Genomic DNA, 18127 nt, shown 5'->3' with positions numbered 1-18127 from the left:
CCCCGATGACCGACACCCAGCGAGGCACCGCCGTCCCGCGGTGGACGATCGCCGGCGCCGACCCCGGCCCCGGCTTCGGCCGGCACCGGGCGGCCCTGCCGGCCGCCCTGGCCGACGCGCTGTGCGCCCGGGCCGACGAGCTCGACGTCGACCTGACCGTCCTGCTGTTCGCCGCCCAGCTCAAGGTGCTGGGCGCCGTCACCTCCGAACGGTCGCTGGTCACCGGCCGGCGCACCAAGGCCGGGCCCACCGCGCACGCGGCCGAACCCGCCGACGGCAGCTGGCGCGAGCTGGTCGCCGTGGCGGACCGCGCCCTCGCCGAACCGGTGGACGCCGCCCCGGAGACCTGGCTCGACCTGCGCACCGACGCCGACGGCGAGCCGGAGCCCGACGCCGCCTACGTGCTGCACTACGACGCCGACCTCACCATCACCCTGACGTACCGGCACGCCGTCCTGACCGCCGGCCACGCCGAGCGGCTGGCCGGCTACCACCTCGCCGCGCTCACCCTGCTGGCGGCCGACCCCGACGCGGCGCACCACGAGCAGAGCCTGCTGTCGGAGCAGGAGCAGGAGTTCCAGCTGACCGGCCTCGGCGGGCCGGAGCGGCCGCTGCCCGGGCCGCTGTTCGTCGAACTCTTCGAGGAGCAGGCCCGGCTGCGGCCCGACGCGCCGGCCGCCGCGCACGGCGGCCGGCGCTGGACGTACCGCGAGCTCGACGAGCGGGCCGACCGGATCGCCCGCGCGCTGCTCGACCGCGGCCTCGGCACCGAGGACGTGGTGGCCGTCGTGATGGACCGCACCCTCGAATGGGTGGCCGCGACCCTCGGCGTGCTCAAGGCCGGCGGGGTCTACCTGCCCGTCCGCCCGGACTTCCCGGCCGGCCGGCTGGCCAACCAGCTGGAACGCAGCGACTGCCGGTTCGCCGTCACCGCGGCCGGCTCCGAGGCGGTGCTGCGGGCCGCCGTCACGGAGAGCGGGCGGGAGTGCCGCACCGTCCTCGCCGCCCAGGCCCTCGCCGCACCGCACCGCGGCCGCCCGGACCGGCCGGCCGGGCCCGGGCAGCTCGCCTACATCTACTTCACCTCGGGATCGACCGGCGCCCCCAAGGGCGCGATGTGCGAGCACGAGGGCATGCTCAACCACCTCTACGCGAAGATCGACGACCTCGGGCTCACCGAGGGCGACGTCGTCACCCAGACCGCCTCGCAGTGCTTCGACATCTCGCTCTGGCAGGTGCTGGCCCCGCTGCTGGTGGGCGGCTCCACGCTGATCGTCGACACCGCCGCGCAGCTGGACGTGGAGGGCTTCGTCGAGCTGCTGGCCTCCGGCGGCGTGCAGGTCGCCCAGCTGGTGCCCTCCTACCTCGACGTGCTGCTCGCCAACCTGGAGGCCCGCCCGCGGACACTGCCCGGCCTGCGGATCGTCTCGGTCACCGGGGAGGCCCTGAAGGTCAGCCTGGTGAAGCGCTGGTTCGCCGCCCTGCCGGGCATCCCGCTGGTCAACGCGTACGGCGCGACCGAGGTGTCGGACGACACCATGCACGCCGTGCTGGACGCCGTGCCCGAGCGCGACCTCGCGGTGGTCAACGTCGGCCGGTCGCTGCGCAACGTCCGCACCTACATCCTCGACGAGCGGCTGCGGACCGTCCCGCTGGGCGCCCCCGGCGAGATCGCCTTCGCCGGCGTGAGCGTGGGCCGCGGCTACATCAACGACCCGGAGCGCACCGCGCAGGCCTTCACCACCGACCCCTACCGGCCGGGCACCCGGCTCTACCGGACGGGCGACTACGGCCGCTGGCTGCCCGAGGGCACCATCGAGTTCCTCGGCCGGCGCGACCAGCAGGTGAAGGTCCGGGGCTTCCGGATCGAGACCGGCGAGGTGGAGAACCGGCTGCTCCAGATGCCCGGGGTCGCCGAGGCCGCGGTGGTGATCGCCGGCACCGGCGACGCCGACCGGCACCTGGTCGCCTTCCACACCGGCGCCGACGGCCTGCAACCCGCCGACCTGCGGGACTTCCTGGCCGCCGCCCTGCCGGACTACATGATCCCGTCCTACTTCCACCGGCTCGACGCGCTCCCGCTCACCGAGAACGGCAAGACCGACCGGAAGCTGCTCGCCTCCCGCGCCGCCGAGCTGGGCCAGGACCTCGCCGCGTACGTGCCGCCCGCCACCGGCACCGAGCGGCGGCTCGCCACCGCCTGGGCCGAGGTGCTGAACGTGCTGGTCGGCCGGATCGGCCGGGACGACGACTTCTTCCGGCTGGGCGGCACCTCGCTGGCCGCCGTCCGCCTGGTGGTCCGGCTCGAACGGCTGGTGTCGCTGCGCGACCTGGTGGCCCGCCCCGTCCTGCGCGACCTCGCCGCCGCCATCGACGCGGCCGCCGCCGGGACGGCCCGGCCGGCCGGCGGCGACGAGACCGTGCAGCGGCCGGCCGGTGACGACGAGATCGTGCAGCGGCTGACCGTGCCGGACGGCGACACCCGCGCCACGCTGCTCTGCTTCCCGTACGCGGGCGGGAACGCCGTCAACTTCCAGCAGCTCGCCCGGGAGCTGGCCCCCGCCCGGATCGCGGTGTCCGCCGTCGAACTGCCCGGCCACGACCTCGGCCGCCCCGACGAGCCGTACGCCGACGTCACCGAGGTCGCCCGCCGGGCACTGCGCGAACTCCCGGACGGCCCCGTCCTGCTCTGGGGCCACTGCGCCGGATCGGCGTACGCGCTCGAACTGGCCCGGCAGCTGGAGGCCGCAGGCCGGCCCGCCGCCCGGCTGTTCCTGGCCGCCCTGCTGCTCGACGAGCCGGCCGAACTGCGCCGGGAGAGCGCCGAGGTGACGGCCCTGGACAACCGGCGGATCACCGCCCGCCTCCAGGAGGACAGCGCGTACGTCGAGCTCGACCTGCTCAAGTCCGAGCGGTCCGACCTGGTCAGCGGCGCCTACCGGCACGACGTCCGCTCGACCAACGACTACCTGCTGGAGCTCCAGGAGGGCCCGGAGCGCCCGCGGCTGGCCGCCACCCCGGTCGACGTGGTGGTGGCCGAGGACGACCCGACCACCCGGGAGCCCGCCCAGCGGTACAAGCTCTGGGAGCGGGCCGCCGACAGCGTCGCCCTGCACCGCCTGGAGGAGGGCGGCCACTACTTCGCCCGCACCCGGGCGGCGGAGGTGGCGGCGCTGGTCGCCGCCCGGTGCCCGCAGGCCGGACGCGGATGACCGCCGGACCGGCCGCGCCCGCCGGACCGGCCGCGCCCGCCGTGCCGGCCCCGGCCGGCGCCCCGGTCCCGTACCGGGGCGCCACCGGGGTCAGCACCTGCTTCGGGACGTTCGGCGAGCTGCTCCAGGGCATGCTGCCCGAGCCCGACGCCGACTTCCTGGTCACCCTGCCGGTGGCCCGCTGGACGATGTCCACCTTCCGGGTGGAGCCGGGCCGCACCGGCGTGGAGGTGCGGCCCGCGCACAAGGGCAAGGCCCGGCGGATGGCCGAGATGGTCCTCGCCGCGGCCGGTGCGCCCGGCGGCGGCCTGCTCACCGTCGACAGCAGCCTCCCCGAGGGCAAGGGCATGGCCAGCTCCTCCGCCGACCTCGTCGCCACCGCCCGCGCGGTCGCCAACGCCGTCGGGCTCGACCTGCCGCCGGCCCGGCTGGAGGACCTGCTGCGCCGGATCGAGCCGACGGACGGCGTGCTGTACCCGGGGGTGGTCGCCTTCGACCACCGCCGGGTGCGGCTCCGCGCCCGCCTCGGCTCGCTGCCGACGATGACCGTGGTGGGCCTGGACGAGGGCGGCACGGTGGACACCGTGGCGTTCAACCGGATCGCCAAGCCCTACACCGCGGCGGACCGGCGCGAGTACGCCGGCCTGCTCGCCCGGCTCACCCGGGCGGTCGCCGGGCGGGACCTCGCCGAGGTGGGCGCGGTGGCCACCCGCAGCGCGGAGCTGAACCAGGCGCTGTGGCCCAAGCGCACCCTGGGCGAGGTGCTGCGGGTCTGCGAACAGGTCGGCGCCCTCGGGGTGGTGGCGGCGCACAGCGGCACCATGCTCGGGGTGCTGCTGGACCCCGCCGACCCCCGGTACGTGGAGCGCATCTCGGCGACCGTCCGGGCCTGTTCGCGGATCAGCCCGGACGTCTCGCTGTACCGCTCGCTCAGCTTCGACTGACGCCGGCCGGCACCGCCACGGGATCCGCCAGGGCGACGGCGACCTGCCGCTCGCCCTGGTACGGGTCCCGGCTGTGTGCCGTGCGCAGGTTGTCCACCACCAGGACGTCGCCGTCCTGCCACGGTTCGCGGACGGTGTGGGCGTCGTAGACGGCGTTGATCAGGTCGACGGTGGCCGCGTCCAGCGGGCTGCCGTCCCCGCAGCGGGTGGTGAACGGCAGCCCGTCCGGGCCGAATTCGAAGGCCAGGTACTCGCGGACGACCGGGTCCATCGTCCACTCGTTGAGGAAGGCGATCTGGTTGAACCAGATCCGCTCCCCCGTCGCGGGGTGCCGCAGCACCGCGGGCCGGAGCCGGGTGGTGCGCAGCGTGTCCTGCGGGCCCCACGTCCAGCCGATGCCGTTCTCCTTGCAGTACCGCTCCACCTCGGCGCGGTCGGTGGTCGCGAAGGCCGTGCGCCAGTCGACGCCGACCGCGCCGTTGTGGCTGCGGAGCAGCTCCCAGCCGTGCCGCTCGAAGCGCTCCACCAGCCCGGCCGGCAGGCCGCGCAGGACGGCGGCGCCGTCGGCGAGCGCCACCGCGCCGCCCTGCTCCGGGGCGGTCAGGCAGGCGAACACCTGACGGGACGGCACGGTGCGGGCGTAGCTGAGCTCGTGGTGCATGCACATCGGCTGGTCGGGCGGCCACTCGGTGGCGGAGTACAGGCCGGGCCGGTGCTCGGTGCGGGGCGCGAACGGCTCGTACTCGGCCATCGGTGCGGTGCAGACCGCGCGGACGGCCCGCTCGGCGGCGTCGAGACCGGGCAGGCGCAGCCCGCGCAGGAGCACCGCGCCGTGCTCGGCGACCACCGCGTCGACCGCGGCCCGGTGGTCGCCGAGGTCGTCGACGGTGCCGGTGATCCGGGCCACCGGCGGGCGGCCGGGGGCCACCGTGAGCTCGAACGTCGTCATACTGCGGCCTTTCCGTGGGAGCGGAAGTCGAGGTCGAGCACCGAGGCGACCAGCCGGGCCGTCCCGGTGGGCGCGGCGGCGGGCGCGGCGGCGGGCGCGGCGGCGGGTGCGGCCGTGGGCGCGGCGGGCGGGGCAGCGGTGGCCGCTGTCGGTGCCGGGGCGGCGTCGGGGCGGTCCCACCAGAGGCGGCGGCGGTGGAACACCGGGGCCGGCAACGGCGTGCGCCGGGGCCGGACGGCCGGGGCACGGGAGACGACGGCGTGCGCGTTGGTGCCGCCGAGCCCGAAGGCGCTCACCCCGGCGACCCGCTCGCCGGTCCACTCCCGCAGGGTGGTCCCGGGGACGAACGGCGAGGCGGCGAAGTCGAAGCGCGGGTTGGGGTGGTCGCAGAACAGCGTCGGCGGGATCTCCCCGTGCTCCACCGCCAGCAGGGCCTTGATCAGGCCCGCGATGCCGGCCGCGCTGAGCAGGTGCCCGAGGTTGGACTTCACGCTGCCGATCGTGCAGAACCCGGTCCGCGCGGTCTGCTCGCGGAACACCTCGGTCAGCGCCCGGAGTTCGATCGGATCGCCGATCATCGTGCCGGTGCCGTGCGCCTCCAGCAGGCCCACCTGCTCGGCCCGCACACCGGCCCGGGCCAGGGCCCGGCGCACCACCTGGGCCTGGGCGACCGGGTTGGGCGTGGTGAGGCCCATGGTGCGGCCGTCGTTGCCGACGGCCACCGCGTCCAGCACGGCGTGGATCCGGTCCCCGTCGGCCAGCGCGCGTTCCAGCGTCTTGAGCAGCAGCACGCCGCAGCCCTCGCCGGGGACGAAGCCGTCCGCGTCCTTGTCGAAGGTGGCGCAGCGCCCGCGCGGGGACAGTGCCCGGGCCACGCTGAACTCCAGGTAGGGCTCCTCGTCGAGGAGCACCTCCACCCCGCCGGCCAGGGCGAGTTCGGACTCGCCGGCGCGCAGGCTGCGGATCGCCGCCTGGACGCCGACCAGCGCCGAGGAGCAGGCGCTGTCGACCACCAGCGCGGGGCCGCGGAAGTCGTACTGGTGGGCGATCCGGGCGGCGATGAAGTTCTGGTCGCCGCCGAGCCCGCCGGCCGCGCGCTCCAGGCCGATCCGGCGGCGGTAACCGGACATCCGGGCCCCCATGAAGATCCCGACGTCGGCGCCGCGCAGCTCCTCGTCCCGGTAGCCGGCGTCCCGCAGGCAGGCCGCGGTGGCCTCCATGGTCAGCCGGATCGCCGGGTCGAGGTCGCGGGCCTCGCCGTCCGGCATGCCGAAGAACTCCGGGTCGAAGTCCTCCAGCCCGTCGACGAAGCCGCCCCACTTGCTGATGCTCCGCCCGGGCGCGCGCTCCGGCCGGTACAGCCGGTCGGTGTCCCAGCGGCCGGGCGGGACTTCGGTGACGGCGCAGCCGCCGGTGCGCAGCAGCTGCCGGAAGGCGTCCAGGTCGGGGGCGCCGGGGAAGCGGCAGGCCACCCCGACGACCGCGATCCGCTCGCCCCGGCGGCCGCCGGGACCGTCGGGCCCCTCGGGGTCGGGGACGGGGGCGACGGGGGCAGGGACCGCCGGGGCGGGCGCGACGGCGGCGGGGACGGCCGGTGCGACAGCCGCGCCGATCGCGGTCAGGTGGGCGCCGAGGCGGTCCAGCGTCGGGTGGTCGAACAGGGCGGTCGGCTCCAGCGGGCGCCCGGTGGCGGCCTCGATCCGGGTGACCAGCTCCGCCAGCAGGACGGACTCCACCCCGAGGTCGGCGAAGTCGGCGTCGCACTCGAGCTGCTCGACCGGGGTGGCCAGCGCACCGGCGAACAGCTCCACCAGCCACCCGGGGGCGCCCGGTGCCTCCACCGCCCCGGCCCGGTCCGGCGCCGGGCCGCCCGCCGGGCGGGCGGGCGCGGGCCGGGCCGGCCGGTTCGCGTGCAGCACCGTGTCCGGGTCGAAGGCCGCCCCGCCCGGCCGGGCCGGGCACGGCAGCAGGACCACCGCTCCCGGGCCGTCCAAAACGTCGTCCAGCACCGCCAGCCCGGCCTCGTCGCCGAGGGCGTCCAGGCCGATCCCGGCCGCGGCGTCGGGCCGGCCGGTGCCGCCGCCGGTGTCCCGCCAGACCGGCCAGCGGACCGCACGGGCCTGCGGGTGGTGGCGGGCCGCCAGATCCAGGTAGGCGTTGGCGGCGGCGTAGTCGGCGACCCCGGCGGCCAGGGCCGGCGCGGCGGCGCTCACCGAGGAGAACAGCACCAGGAACTCCAGCGGATCGCCCCCGGTGAGCTCCAGCAGGGCGTCCAGGCCGTCGCCCTTGGGCTCCAGTACGGCCCGGATGCCGTCGAGGTCCTTCTGCAGGAAGGGCGCGGGCCCGGTGCTGCCCCGGCCGGCGCAGTGCACGACACCGCCGATCGGCCCGAGCGCCGTCCGGACGTCGGCCAGGAAGGCCGCCAGCCCGGCCCGGTCGTCGAGCCGGCCGGTGTGGGTCATCACCCGGGCGCCGAGCCGTTCCAGCTCGCGGATCCCGGCGACGGCCTCGGCGTCGGCGGCGCTCAGGCCGCCCGCCGTCCAGGTGTGCCGCGGTGGCAGCGGGCGCACGCCCAGCACCGCGATCCGGCGGGCGCCCCGCCGGACGAGGTGCCGCGCGGTGAGCGCGCCGAGCCCGCGGGTGCCGCCGGTGACCAGGTAGACCCGCTCCGGGGAGGGCTCCCAGCGCCTGGTCGCGGCGGGTGCCGGTACCAGGACCGGCCGCAGCCGCGCCCCGGACCGCAGGCAGGCCTCCCCGTACGGCCCGGGGCTGTCCCAGACCGCCCGGAGCTCCTCCGACCGCTCCGGCCGGTCGGTGTCCAGCACGGTGGCCCGCACCCACGGGTGCTCGGCACCGAGCTGGCGGACGAACCCGGCCAGCCGGGCGCCGCGCCGGTCGGGGCCGGGACCAGGACCGGCCGGGCCGAACAGGCCGCCGGTCACCTGCAGCACCCGCAAGCCGGCCGCCGGGCGGGCGGCGAGGACCTGCTGCAGGATCACCAGCCGGGCCGTCCAGGGGCCGTCGTCCCGCTCCCCCGCCGGATCCTCGGCGAGGGCGCACAGGTCGAGCAGGCCGGTGACCGGGGCCCGGTCGAGCGACGCGCGGTCGAGCAGGGCGCGGACGGCCGTCCGGGCACTGCCGGCGTCGGTGAAGTCCACGCCCTGGCGCAGGGTCACCAGCCGGGCCGGGGCGAAGGCCTCGGCCAGGCCCGGCCGGTCGTCGGCGAGCAGGCAGAGCACCGTGCCGCCGGCGCCCTCGGTGGTGGGGGCGGCGGCAGGGGCGGCCGGGTCGGGCTGCCACTCGCGGGCCAGCAGCGGTACCCGGGCCGGCTGTTCGGCCGGCGCGGCGGCCGCCGGCCGCGGACCGGCGCCCGGCTCGGGCCGGGGCAGGGGTTCGGGCCGGGGCAGGGGTTCGGGTACGGGTACGGGCGCGGCGGCCGGCAGCACCGGGCCGGCCTCGACCCAGCACGGCAGCGCCGCGAACGGGTAGCCCGGCAGGTCCGCGACGCGGCGCGGGCCGGGGTGCAGCGCCGCCCAGTCGACGGCGCCGCCCTGCACCCAGTGCCGGGCGAGGTCCGAGAGGTCCGCCGCCGGTCCGGGTTCGCCGCCCTGCCCCGCCCCGGCACCGGCCCGGCCGCGGAACACCGCCGGGTGCTCCGCCGCCGCCAGGTGCCGTTCCAGCCGGTCGAGCAGCTCCGCCGGGCTCGCCGCCAGCACCGCAAGCCGCTCGCGCATCGCCTCCCGGCCGAGCTGGGAGGTGTGGGCGAGGTCCGCCAGGTCGAGCGGGGCCCGCTCCGTCGTCCGGCCGGCCGCACCGCGCAGCAGGGCCGTCCAGCGCTCGGCGAGCCGGCGCAGCTGCTCCTCGGTCCGGGCCGAGAGCACGACCAGCTGGGGGCCCGGCACGGCGGGTGCCGGCGGCGGCGCCGGGTGGTCCTCGACCACCACGTGCGCGTTGGTGCCGCCGGCGCCGAAGGAGCTGATCCCGGCCCGGCGCGGCCGGTCGGCCGGCCAGGGGGCGGCCTCGCGCTGAACGCGGAACGGGCTGCGCGCCCAGTCGATGTGCGGGTTGAGCTCCGCGGCGTGCAGCGAGGGGGCCAGCGTGCTGTGGCGGAACTGCAGCAGCACCTTGGTCAGCCCGGCGATGCCCGCGGCGGCCTCCAGGTGGCCGATGCCCGACTTGACCGAGCCGATCGGCCAGTGGCCGGGCGCGGGAGCAGCACCGGGGCCGTCCGTTCCGTCCGTTCCGTCCGGGGTGAACGCCCGGGCCAGGCCGTCGAGTTCGATCGGGTCGCCGAGCGGGGTGCCGGTGCCGTGGGCCTCCAGGTAGCCGATGTCCGCCGGGCCGACGCCGGCGTCCGCCAGGGCGGCGCGGACCAGTTCGCCCTGGACCACCGGGTTGGGCACGGTGTAGCCGTTGGTCTTCCCGTCGTGGTTGACGGCCGTGCCGAGCACCACGGCGTGGATCCGGTCGCCGTCCGCGAGGGCCCGGGCGAGCGGCTTGAGCAGGACGGCGCCGACCCCCTCGCCGGGCGCGAAGCCGTCACCGCCCGCCCCGAAGCTGCGGCAGCGGTGGTCGGTCGAGGCCATCCCGAGCTCGCGCAGCGCGGCGAACTTGTTCGGGTGCAGGGAGAGGTTGACCCCGCCCACCAGGGCCGCCTCGCACTCGCCCCGCCGCAGCGCCGTCACCGCCAGGTGCAGCGCGGTGAGCGAGGACGAGCACATGGTGTCCACCGTCAGGCTCGGCCCGTTGAGGTCCAGGACGTACGACACCCGGTTGGCGATCCCGGCGATGGCGGAGCCGACCGGCCGGCCGGCGGCCACCCCGAGGATCGGGTACTCGTTGTACATCGAGCCGACGAAGACGCCGACCCGCCCGCCGTGCCGTTCCCGGAGCCGCGCCCTCGTCCAGCCGGCGTCCTCCAGCGCGTGCCAGGCGGTCTGCAGGAAGAGCCGCTCCTGCGGGTCCATGGCCGCGGCGGCCCGCGGGGTGATGCCGAAGAACAGCGGGTCGAAGCCGGCGACGTCGTCCAGGAAGCCGCCGATCATCTCCTCCGCGCCGTCCCCGGGCCGGCGACGGCCCTCCGGGAGCGGGGTGACGAGGTCCCGGCCGGCCACCAGGTGCTGCCAGAAGGCGTCGAGGTCGTCGGACTGCGGGTAGCGGCCGGCGAGGCCGACCACGGCGATCCGGCCGTCGTCGGCGCGAGCGGCAGGAACGGCGGGCGCGACAGGGACGACAGGAACGGCAGGAACGGACGACGCACCGGGAGCGGGCCGTTCGGCGGGCCCGAACCGCTCGGCCCCCGGCAGGGCGGCCAGCGCCCCGGCCACCCCGGCGAGATCCCGGTGGGCGAAGAACAGGGTGCTGGGCACCTCGCCGCCGAGGTCGGCGGCGAGCCGGGCGGTCAACTGCACCACCAGGGCCGAGGAGAGGCCGTAGTCCTCCAGCGGGGCGTGCTGGTCCAGCCGGCCCAGCGGCACGCCCGAGACCTCGGCGAAGACGCCGGACAGGTACGCGAGCGCCCCGGCGGAGGCCGCACCGGGCACCGGTACGGTCACCGCGGCCGACACGCCGACCGTGCCTTCCGAACGCGACTCGACGGCGCGCGAGGCCCGGGGTCGGTCACCGGCCGCCGTCGGGCGGGCGTGGTGCTCGGCGCGGGCGGGCGAGCCGGGCAGCGGCACCCGCCGGGCCCCGGCGGGCCGGTACGCCGTCCAGTCGATCTCCGCACCGGCCAGCCAGGCGGCGAGCGCCGGATCGGTGGCGGCGGCGGGCCCGGCGCCCCGGTGGACGGCGTCCAGCGCAGCCCGCAGCTCCTCCGTGGTCGCCGCCCCGACCACCGTCCGGCGCGCCCCGTGCACGCGGCCCGACTGGAGGGTGAGGGCGATGTCGCCCGGCGCCGGGGCCGGGCCGGCACCGAGGTGCCGGTGCAACCGGCCTGCCAGGTCGGCCAGTTGCCCGTCGGTCTGTGCGGAGAGCGGGAAGGCGTACCGGGCGGTGCCCCCGGCCGGTCCGGCCTCGGGGGCCGGCGCGGCCGCGCGCAGCACCACGTGCCCGTAGGAGCCGGTGGCGCCCACCGCGTTCACCAGCGCCCGGGCCGGGCCGGTGCCCGGCCAGAAGGCCAGGTGGCCGGCCGGGCGGATCTCCGGCGGCAGGCCGGGCACCGCGCCGGGCGCGGCCGCGAGCAGCGTCGGCGCGATCTGCCGGTTCCGGAACTGCAGCAGGACCTTGACCAGTTGGGAGAGCCCGGCGGCCGCCTCCAGGTGGCCGATGTTGGGCTTGACCGTCCCGACCACGACCGAGCCGCCGGTGAACACCCGGCCGAGCGCCTCCAGTTCGGCGGCGTCGGCGAGCAGGGCGCCGGCCGCGGCGCACTCCACGTAGTCGACGTCGGCCGGCAGCAGCCCGGCGGCGTCCAAAGTCGCCGTGAGCGAGCGGGCCAGCGGGCCCGCCTGCGGGGTGCCGAACCGGCCCGCCCCGCCGAGGTGGCCGATCCGGCTCGCCTCGACCACGGCCACGGCGGAGTCGCCGTCCCGGTCGGCCGCCGGGCGGTTGCGCAGCAGGACGGCCGCGACGCCCTCGCCCGGCGACCAGCCGGGCGCGGCGGTGTCGAAGGCACCGGCCGGCAGCCGCTCGGCGAGCAGGCCCAGCCCGGCCAGCAGGTCGAGGTGGTACGGGTGGGTGAGCAGGTTGGCGGCCGCGACCACCGCCGCCTCGCACTCGCCCCGGCGCAGGCTCTCGACCGCCAGGTGCAGGGCGGCCAGGGAGGACGAGCAGGAGGTGTCGATCGCGAGGCTGGGGCCGTCGAAGCCGAAGTGGTGCGAGATCCGGTTCGCCGCCTCGGAGGCGGTGCCCGAGATCGTGGCGCCGCCGCCCGCGCGGGCCAGGTCGGCGCCGACGTGCTGGTAGTCCTGCCACATCGCCCCGCAGAACACCCCGACCGGCCCGGCGGCGTTCAACGACGCGGCGGTGTGCCCGGCGTTCTCCAGGCACTCCCGGACGACGTGCAGCAGCAGCCGCAACTGCGGGTCGAGCCCGGCGGCCTCCGCGGGGGCCACCCGGAACAGCAGGCTGTCGAAGGTGTCGACGTCGGCCAGGTAGCCGCCGAGCGGCGCGTTCGGCGGGAGGTCCGCCCGCCGCCGCTCGGGCGCCGCCACCAGGGAGCGGACGCCGCGGCTGAGGTTCTGCCAGTAGGCGTCGAGGTCGTCCGCGCCGGGGAACCGGCCCGCCGCCCCGACCACCACGACCTCCGGCCGCTCCCCCGGGCCGGGGGCTGCGGCGGCCGGGGCCGGGACCGCCGCCACCCCGTCCCGAAGGCGGTCCTCCGGCAGGCCCTGCGGCTGGCCCACCGGGCGGACGAAGAGCGGGAGTTCACCCCCCGCCGCAACCGCCGCTGCCGCCGCCCCCGCCGCGTCGTCGAGCGGGCCGCCCAGGAACGCGTGCAGGTAGCGGTGCCGGTCGGTGAGGCCGAGCTGCGCCCGCAGGCCGTCCAGCGCCAGGGTGCCGACCGGGCAGAGCCCGACACCCGCGAACGGCTGGCCCAGCAGCAGCAGTTGGCCGAGGTAGCCGGCCTCGACCAGTTCGAAGCGCTCGGCGTCCGCCCCGTAGAGCGGCGCGACGGCGTCGTCCTGCCCGAACAGGTACAGCTCGAACCCGGCCGCGTCGAAGACCGGGCGGTTGTAAACGAAGTGCATCGAGCGGTCCAGCTCCGGCGCCGCGTTCACCAGGTGCAGCGCGTGCTCGACCGGGTGGTGGTAGTAGAGCCCCGCGGGCACGCCCTCGACACCACCGGGCCGGACGTGGACGTAGACCTGCACGGCGTAGGTGTCCCCGGCCGACGGGTACATCCGGCGGCGGCGGCCGCCCACCTCGGTCTCCCGGAGCAGGGCGAGCAGCCGGCCGAAGGCCGCGGCGGGCACCGGCCCGGCGGCGAACTCCCGCCGGCTGGACCGCCAGCCGAAGTGCTCGGCGGCCACCGCGGCGCCCTCCAGCGGGAGTACGGGCTCGCCCGGCGCGGGGCGGCGCAAGTCCCAGCGGGCCTGCTTGAAGGCCTCCCGCTCGGCGGCCGAGAAGAAGTCCACCCGCGGAGGCCCGTCCGGAGCCGCGACGGCGGCGACCTCCACGGGCGCGGGCACCGGCGCGGGCACAACGGCCGGGGCCGGCACGGGCGCGGCGGCAGGCACCGCGGCAGGCGCCGGCTCTGCTGGGCCGACCAGCTCCGCGACCGCCGTGGCGATGCCCGCGACGGTGGGGTCGACGAGCAGCGCCGACACCGGCACCTGCCGCCCGTACCGCTGCTGCAGCACCCCGGAGACCTGCACCAGGGTGAAGGAGGTGGCGCCCTGGTCCCAGATGTCGGCGGCGGTGTCGACGCCGGCCAGCCCGAGCAGCTCGGCGAAGATCTCCGCCAGCTCCGCCGTGAGTGCGGCCCGGTCCACGACGGGCCCCGCGGCCGGCGCGACGGCAGGAGCCGGCCCGGGCACGGCCGTCGAGGCCGGCACCGCGGCGGGCCCGGGATCGGCCGGGGCGGGAGCCAGGCGGTGCGTGCTGCCGGGCTCGACCGGCCAGGGCAGCGCCTCGCGGTCGAGCTTCCCGTTGGCCGTCGCCGGGAAGGTGTCCACGAAGGCCACCACGTTGGGCACCATGTAGTCGGGCAGCGTCTGCGCGGCGTGCCGGCGCAGCTCGGCCACCGACGGTGCCCGGCCCTCGCCCTCGCCCTCCCCCTCGGCGGCGACCACGTACGCCACCAGCCGGCGGTCGCCGGTCCGGTCGGCGCGGGCCAGCACGACCACGTCCTGCACCCCGGGGCAGGAGCGCAGCCGGTACTCGACCTCGGCCGGTTCGACCCGGAAACCGCGGATCTTCACCTGGCTGTCGGCCCGGCCGAGGAAGCAGATCACCCCGTCCGGGAAGAAGCTCGCGCGGTCCCCGGTCCGGTACATCCGGGCGCCGGGCCGGTCGCTGAACGGGTCGGGGACGAAGCGCTCGCGGGTGAGGCCGGGCTGCCCGTGGTACCCCTGGGCCAGGCAGTCGCCGCCGATGTGCAGGTCCCCCTCGACGCCGGCCGGGCAGGGTCGCAGCCGCTCGTCGAGGATGTAGTAGCGGGCGTTGTCGATCGGGCGGCCGTAGGGGATGCTGCGCCAGGCCGGGTCGATCGCACCGACCTCGAACCAGTTGGACCAGACGGTGGCCTCGGTCGCCCCGCCGAGACTGACGACCCGGGCCCCCGGGAACAGCCGCCGGACTTCACCGGGCAGCGGCAGCGGGGTGTAGTCGCCGCTCAGGTAGACCAGGCGCAGGGTGTCCGTGCCCGGCGCGCCGAGCCGGCCGGGGAAGAGCGGCGCGAGCTGGTTGAGCGTGGTCGGCGCGGAGTTCCAGAAGGTGACCGGCTCGCGGAGCAGGATGTCGAGCAGCAGGTGCGGGTCCCGCTGCTCGCGCTCGTCGGCGACGTACAGCGAGGCGCCGTGGCCGAGCAGGCCGAGGATGTCGAAGACGGACAGGTCGAAGCCGAGCGAGGTGACGCAGAGTCCGACGTCCTGCGGCCCGAAGCCGAAGGTGCGCACGCACCAGTCGAGCAGGTTGAGCAGCGGGCGGTGCGTCACGGAGACGCCCTTGGGCTTTCCGGTGCTGCCGGAGGTGAAGATGACGTAGGCGGTGTCGTCGACGCCGCCCACCGGCTCCGGGTCGTGCTCCGGGCGGCCGGGTGCGTCGGCCGGCACGGACCGCACTCCGGGGGGCAGGGCCCACCCCGTCCGCGGCTCGGTGCTGATCACCGGGCCGATCCCGGCCTCCTCGACGATCGCGGCGGCGCGGGCCGCGGGCAGGCCCGGCTCCAGCGGGACGTAGAAGCCGCCCGCCTTGAGGACGCCGTACACGGCGGCGACCATCTCCGGGCCGCGCGGCAGGCTGATGCCGACCGGGGTGCCCGGGCCGACGCCCTGCTCGCGCAGCGCCCAGGCGATCCGGTTGGCCCGGCGGTTCAGCTCGCCGTACGTCATGGTGCCGCCCGTCCAGCGGACCGCGACGGCCTCGGGGTGCAGGGCGGCCTGCTCCTCGAAGAGCCGCTGGACCTGCCGGTCGGCGCGGAACGGGACGGGCGGGGTGTGGCGCCCGTGCTCGGGGTCGAGGTGCGGGGGCAGCGCGGCGGGCACCCGCTCCGGCTCCACGTCCGACCCGGCCGGCCCCGGCCGGGGACCGGGCTCGGGATCGGGATCGAGTGCGAGGCCGGTGAGCAGGTCACGGTAGTGCGCGAACATGGCCTCCAGCCGCCCGGCCGGGAACTGCGCCTCGGTGGCGTCCCAGTAGAAGCGCAGCACGTCGCCCTCGTCGATCGCGATGCAGTCGAGCGCCACGTCGGGGGTGCAGGTCAGCCAGGGGCCGAGGCGGACGCCGGCGGGCAGCGGCCGGTCGGCGAGGTCCAGCAGCCCGGTGTAGACGACGGGGAGTTCGAAGGCGCCGTCGCGGCGCTCGCGCATCACCCGCCGCCGCAGCTCGCCGAGGCCGCTGACGTCGTCGGCGGCCCGGTCCTCGTCCAGCACCCGGCGGAACGCCGCCGCCTGCTCCCACAGCCCGAGGCCGGCGTCCGCCCTGGTCACCCAGCTGAGCGCGGTGAACTCACCGGGCCGCAGGCGGGCGGAGCCCTCCGTCCAGCGCACCACCGGCAGGGCGAAGGGGACGGCGTGGTGCCCGGCCAGGGCCTCGCTGAAGGCGGCGGCCAGCAGGTCGTCGGGGCCGAGCCCGGCCCGCTCGGCGGCCTTCCGGACGGCGTCCCAGCCGGTCACCAGGCCCTCGAAGCGGCGCCGGTGCCGGTCCGCCCCGGCGGGCAGCACGGCCGGGCCGGGCGGCAGCGCCTCGACCCGGTCGCGCCAGTGCGCCACCCGGGCGGGGCGGTCGGGGCTCTGCCGGCGGCGGTCGCGGTCGGCGAGCTGCTCGGCGTACCCGCCGCCCGGGGCGGGCTCGGCGGCCGGATCCGCGTACAGCCGGAACAGCTCGCGGACGAGCTGGTGGATGCTGCGGCCGTCCAGCACGGTGAGGTCGGTGGTGAGGTGGACGACGGCCGGGGCGCCGGCCGGGCCGCGGGTGACGAGCAGTTCGGACTGCGGGCCGCGGCCGAGCGGCAGGGCCCGGCCGGCCATCCGCTCCGGCAGGGCGCGCAGGAAGGCCGCCGGGTCGTCGAGCCGGGTGAGGTCGACGACCGGGATCTCCCAGGCCCGCGGCACGCCCGGGTGGACGGCCTGCCGGCCGTCGTGGGTGACGACGGTGCGCAGCACGTCGTGGGCGGCGACCAGGCGGAGCCAGGCGGCCTCCAGCCGGCCGGTGTCGAGGTCGTCCACCTCGAAGGTGTGGTGGACCTGGCAGCCGTCCCACGGCGCGGGCCGGGAGACCGCCCGGGGGACGAAGTAGGCCTGCTGGAGCTCGTTGAGCGGGCGGTGCTCCGGCGGCCGGTCGCCGAGGGCGCGCAGGGCGTTGACGAACGCGGCGAAGCGGACGGCGGGCTCGCCGGGCGCGAACTGCTCGGCGACGCAGTCCCAGCGCAGGTGGAGCGCGCCGTCGCGCTCCCACATCTGGTGATCGAGCGCGACGCCGGTGGTCTGGCTGACGGCGTGCCGGACGGCCCCGGCGAAGCCGTCGGCGCCCGCCCGGCCGGTGCCGAGCAGGCTGGTGAAGACCACCGGCAGGGCGGGCGGCGGCGCGGTGCGGTCCTTGGCCCGGACGGCCCGCAGCGCGGCGACGCCGGAGACGGCGGTGTGGTCGAGGCCCTCCCAGAGCCGTCGGTGCACCTCGGCCGCGGCCTCCGGCAGCGGGCGGTCCAGGGTGTCGGGCAGGCCGAGGACCAGGCTGGAGGTGAACGGGCCGACGAGGTCCTCGGCCTCGGCGGGCAGCCGGGAGCGGTGGTTGGTGGTCAGCACGAAGGAGAGCGGGCGGGTGTCCCGCTGGCGGCCGAAGGCCTCGGCGAACAGGGTGAGCACCAGCGCGGTGGGCGAGACGTCCCAGGCGGCCGCGAGCCGGCCGAGGGCCTGCCACTGGGTGGCGTCCACGGTCGCGGACAGTGCGGTGCGGCGCGGCTGCGCGGTGGGCGGGGCCACGGTGTCCGGGCCGTCCGGCAGGCCCGCCAGCCGCTCGGTCCAGTAGGTCAGGTCGGCCCGGTACTGCGGGCTGCGCTGCTGCGCGGCGAGGTCGAGCAGGCAGTCCCGGACGGTGAGGGCGGGGCGGGCGAGCGGGTACCCGGGGTCGCGGTAGCAGTGCCACCAGTCGTCGAGGATCACGCCGAGGCCGTGGCCGTCGATGAACAGGACGTCGATGCTCAGGTGTACGACGGAGCGGCCGCCGGGCCGGTGGGAGACCTCGACGGTGTGCATCGGCCACTCACCGGGGGCGTAGCGGCGGTGCGAGAGGCGTTCGCGGGTGCCGGCGGTGTCCTCGGGCCCGCCGACGGCCAGCGGTCCGACCCCGGCCCCGTCCCCGTCCCCGTCCCCGCGCTCGGTCTCGCTCTCGGGGCGGATGCGCTGGCGGCCGTCGGGGGTGATCACCGCCCGCAGCATCTCGTGGTGGCCGACCACCCGCCGCCAGGCCGCCTCCAGCGCGGGCACGTCCAGGTCGTCGACCTCGAACTCCCGGTAGACGTGGCAGCCGATCGGGTCGGGGCCGAGCTGGGGATCCTTGGCGACCAGGTAGGCCTGCTGGAGGTCGGTCAGCGCGAACGGCTCGTACCGGGCGTCCGCGCCGCCGGCGGGAGCGGGAGCGGGAGCGGCGGGGGCGCCGCCGTCGGCGTTCTCCGGCGGCGCGTCACCGGGGGCCGCCTCGGCCCGGATCCGGGCCAGCAGGTCACCGGGGGTCGGGCACTGCCGCAGCCAGGAGACCGGGACGTCCACCCCGAACTCCTTGCGGATCCGGAACCAGACCCGGGTGAGCGCGAGGGACTCCAGGCCCTGCTCGCGCCACCCGAAGTCCAGGGTGACTTCCTGGTCCGGCACCGCACTCGCGAGGATGCGCAGCAGCCGCTCGGTCGATCGGTCGTCCTGCAC

4 protein-coding genes are annotated in these 18127 nt (G+C 77.3%); 2 read left to right on the top strand and 2 right to left on the bottom strand.

The window, feature by feature from the left end:
* The first annotated feature begins 5 nt into the window (after positions 1-5).
* Together OH807_RS35765 and OH807_RS35760 are read left to right on the top strand one after the other, a co-directional pair.
* A complete protein-coding gene (locus tag OH807_RS35765; protein ID WP_406207884.1) occupies positions 6-3212 on the top strand; it encodes an amino acid adenylation domain-containing protein in 3207 nt (1068 codons plus the stop codon).
* On the top strand, positions 3209-4156 hold the full coding sequence (locus tag OH807_RS35760; protein ID WP_406207881.1) for a kinase: 948 nt from the start codon (positions 3209-3211) through the stop codon (positions 4154-4156). The genes OH807_RS35765 and OH807_RS35760 overlap by 4 nt, the downstream gene beginning before the upstream one ends.
* Here the strand turns inward: OH807_RS35760 and OH807_RS35755 are convergent.
* Both OH807_RS35755 and OH807_RS35750 read right to left on the bottom strand, forming a co-directional pair.
* Positions 4143-5105 (bottom strand): TauD/TfdA family dioxygenase, encoded by a 963-nt coding sequence (locus tag OH807_RS35755; protein WP_406207878.1) that lies wholly within the window; start codon positions 5103-5105, stop codon positions 4143-4145. The two genes, OH807_RS35760 and OH807_RS35755, sit on opposite strands and share 14 nt — an antisense overlap.
* Complete coding sequence (locus OH807_RS35750; protein WP_406207875.1) at positions 5102-18127, bottom strand: amino acid adenylation domain-containing protein; 13026 nt, start codon at positions 18125-18127, stop codon at positions 5102-5104. Before OH807_RS35750 ends, OH807_RS35755 begins: the two co-directional genes overlap by 4 nt.

Source organism: Kitasatospora sp. NBC_01560 (assembly GCF_045208415.1).
Lineage (GTDB): Bacteria > Actinomycetota > Actinomycetes > Streptomycetales > Streptomycetaceae > Kitasatospora.
The sequence above is the reverse complement of the archived record's forward strand: the minus strand, read 5'-3'. Positions and strand labels throughout refer to the sequence as shown.

Excerpts from the sequence above, each read along its gene's own strand:
- OH807_RS35765 (WP_406207884.1), top strand. The coding sequence starts at position 6 with ATGACCGACACCCAGCGAGGCACCGCCGTCCCGCGGTGGACGATCGCC.
- OH807_RS35760 (WP_406207881.1), top strand. The coding sequence starts at position 3,209 with ATGACCGCCGGACCGGCCGCGCCCGCCGGACCGGCCGCGCCCGCCGTG.
- OH807_RS35755 (WP_406207878.1), bottom strand. The coding sequence starts at position 5,105 with ATGACGACGTTCGAGCTCACGGTGGCCCCCGGCCGCCCGCCGGTGGCC.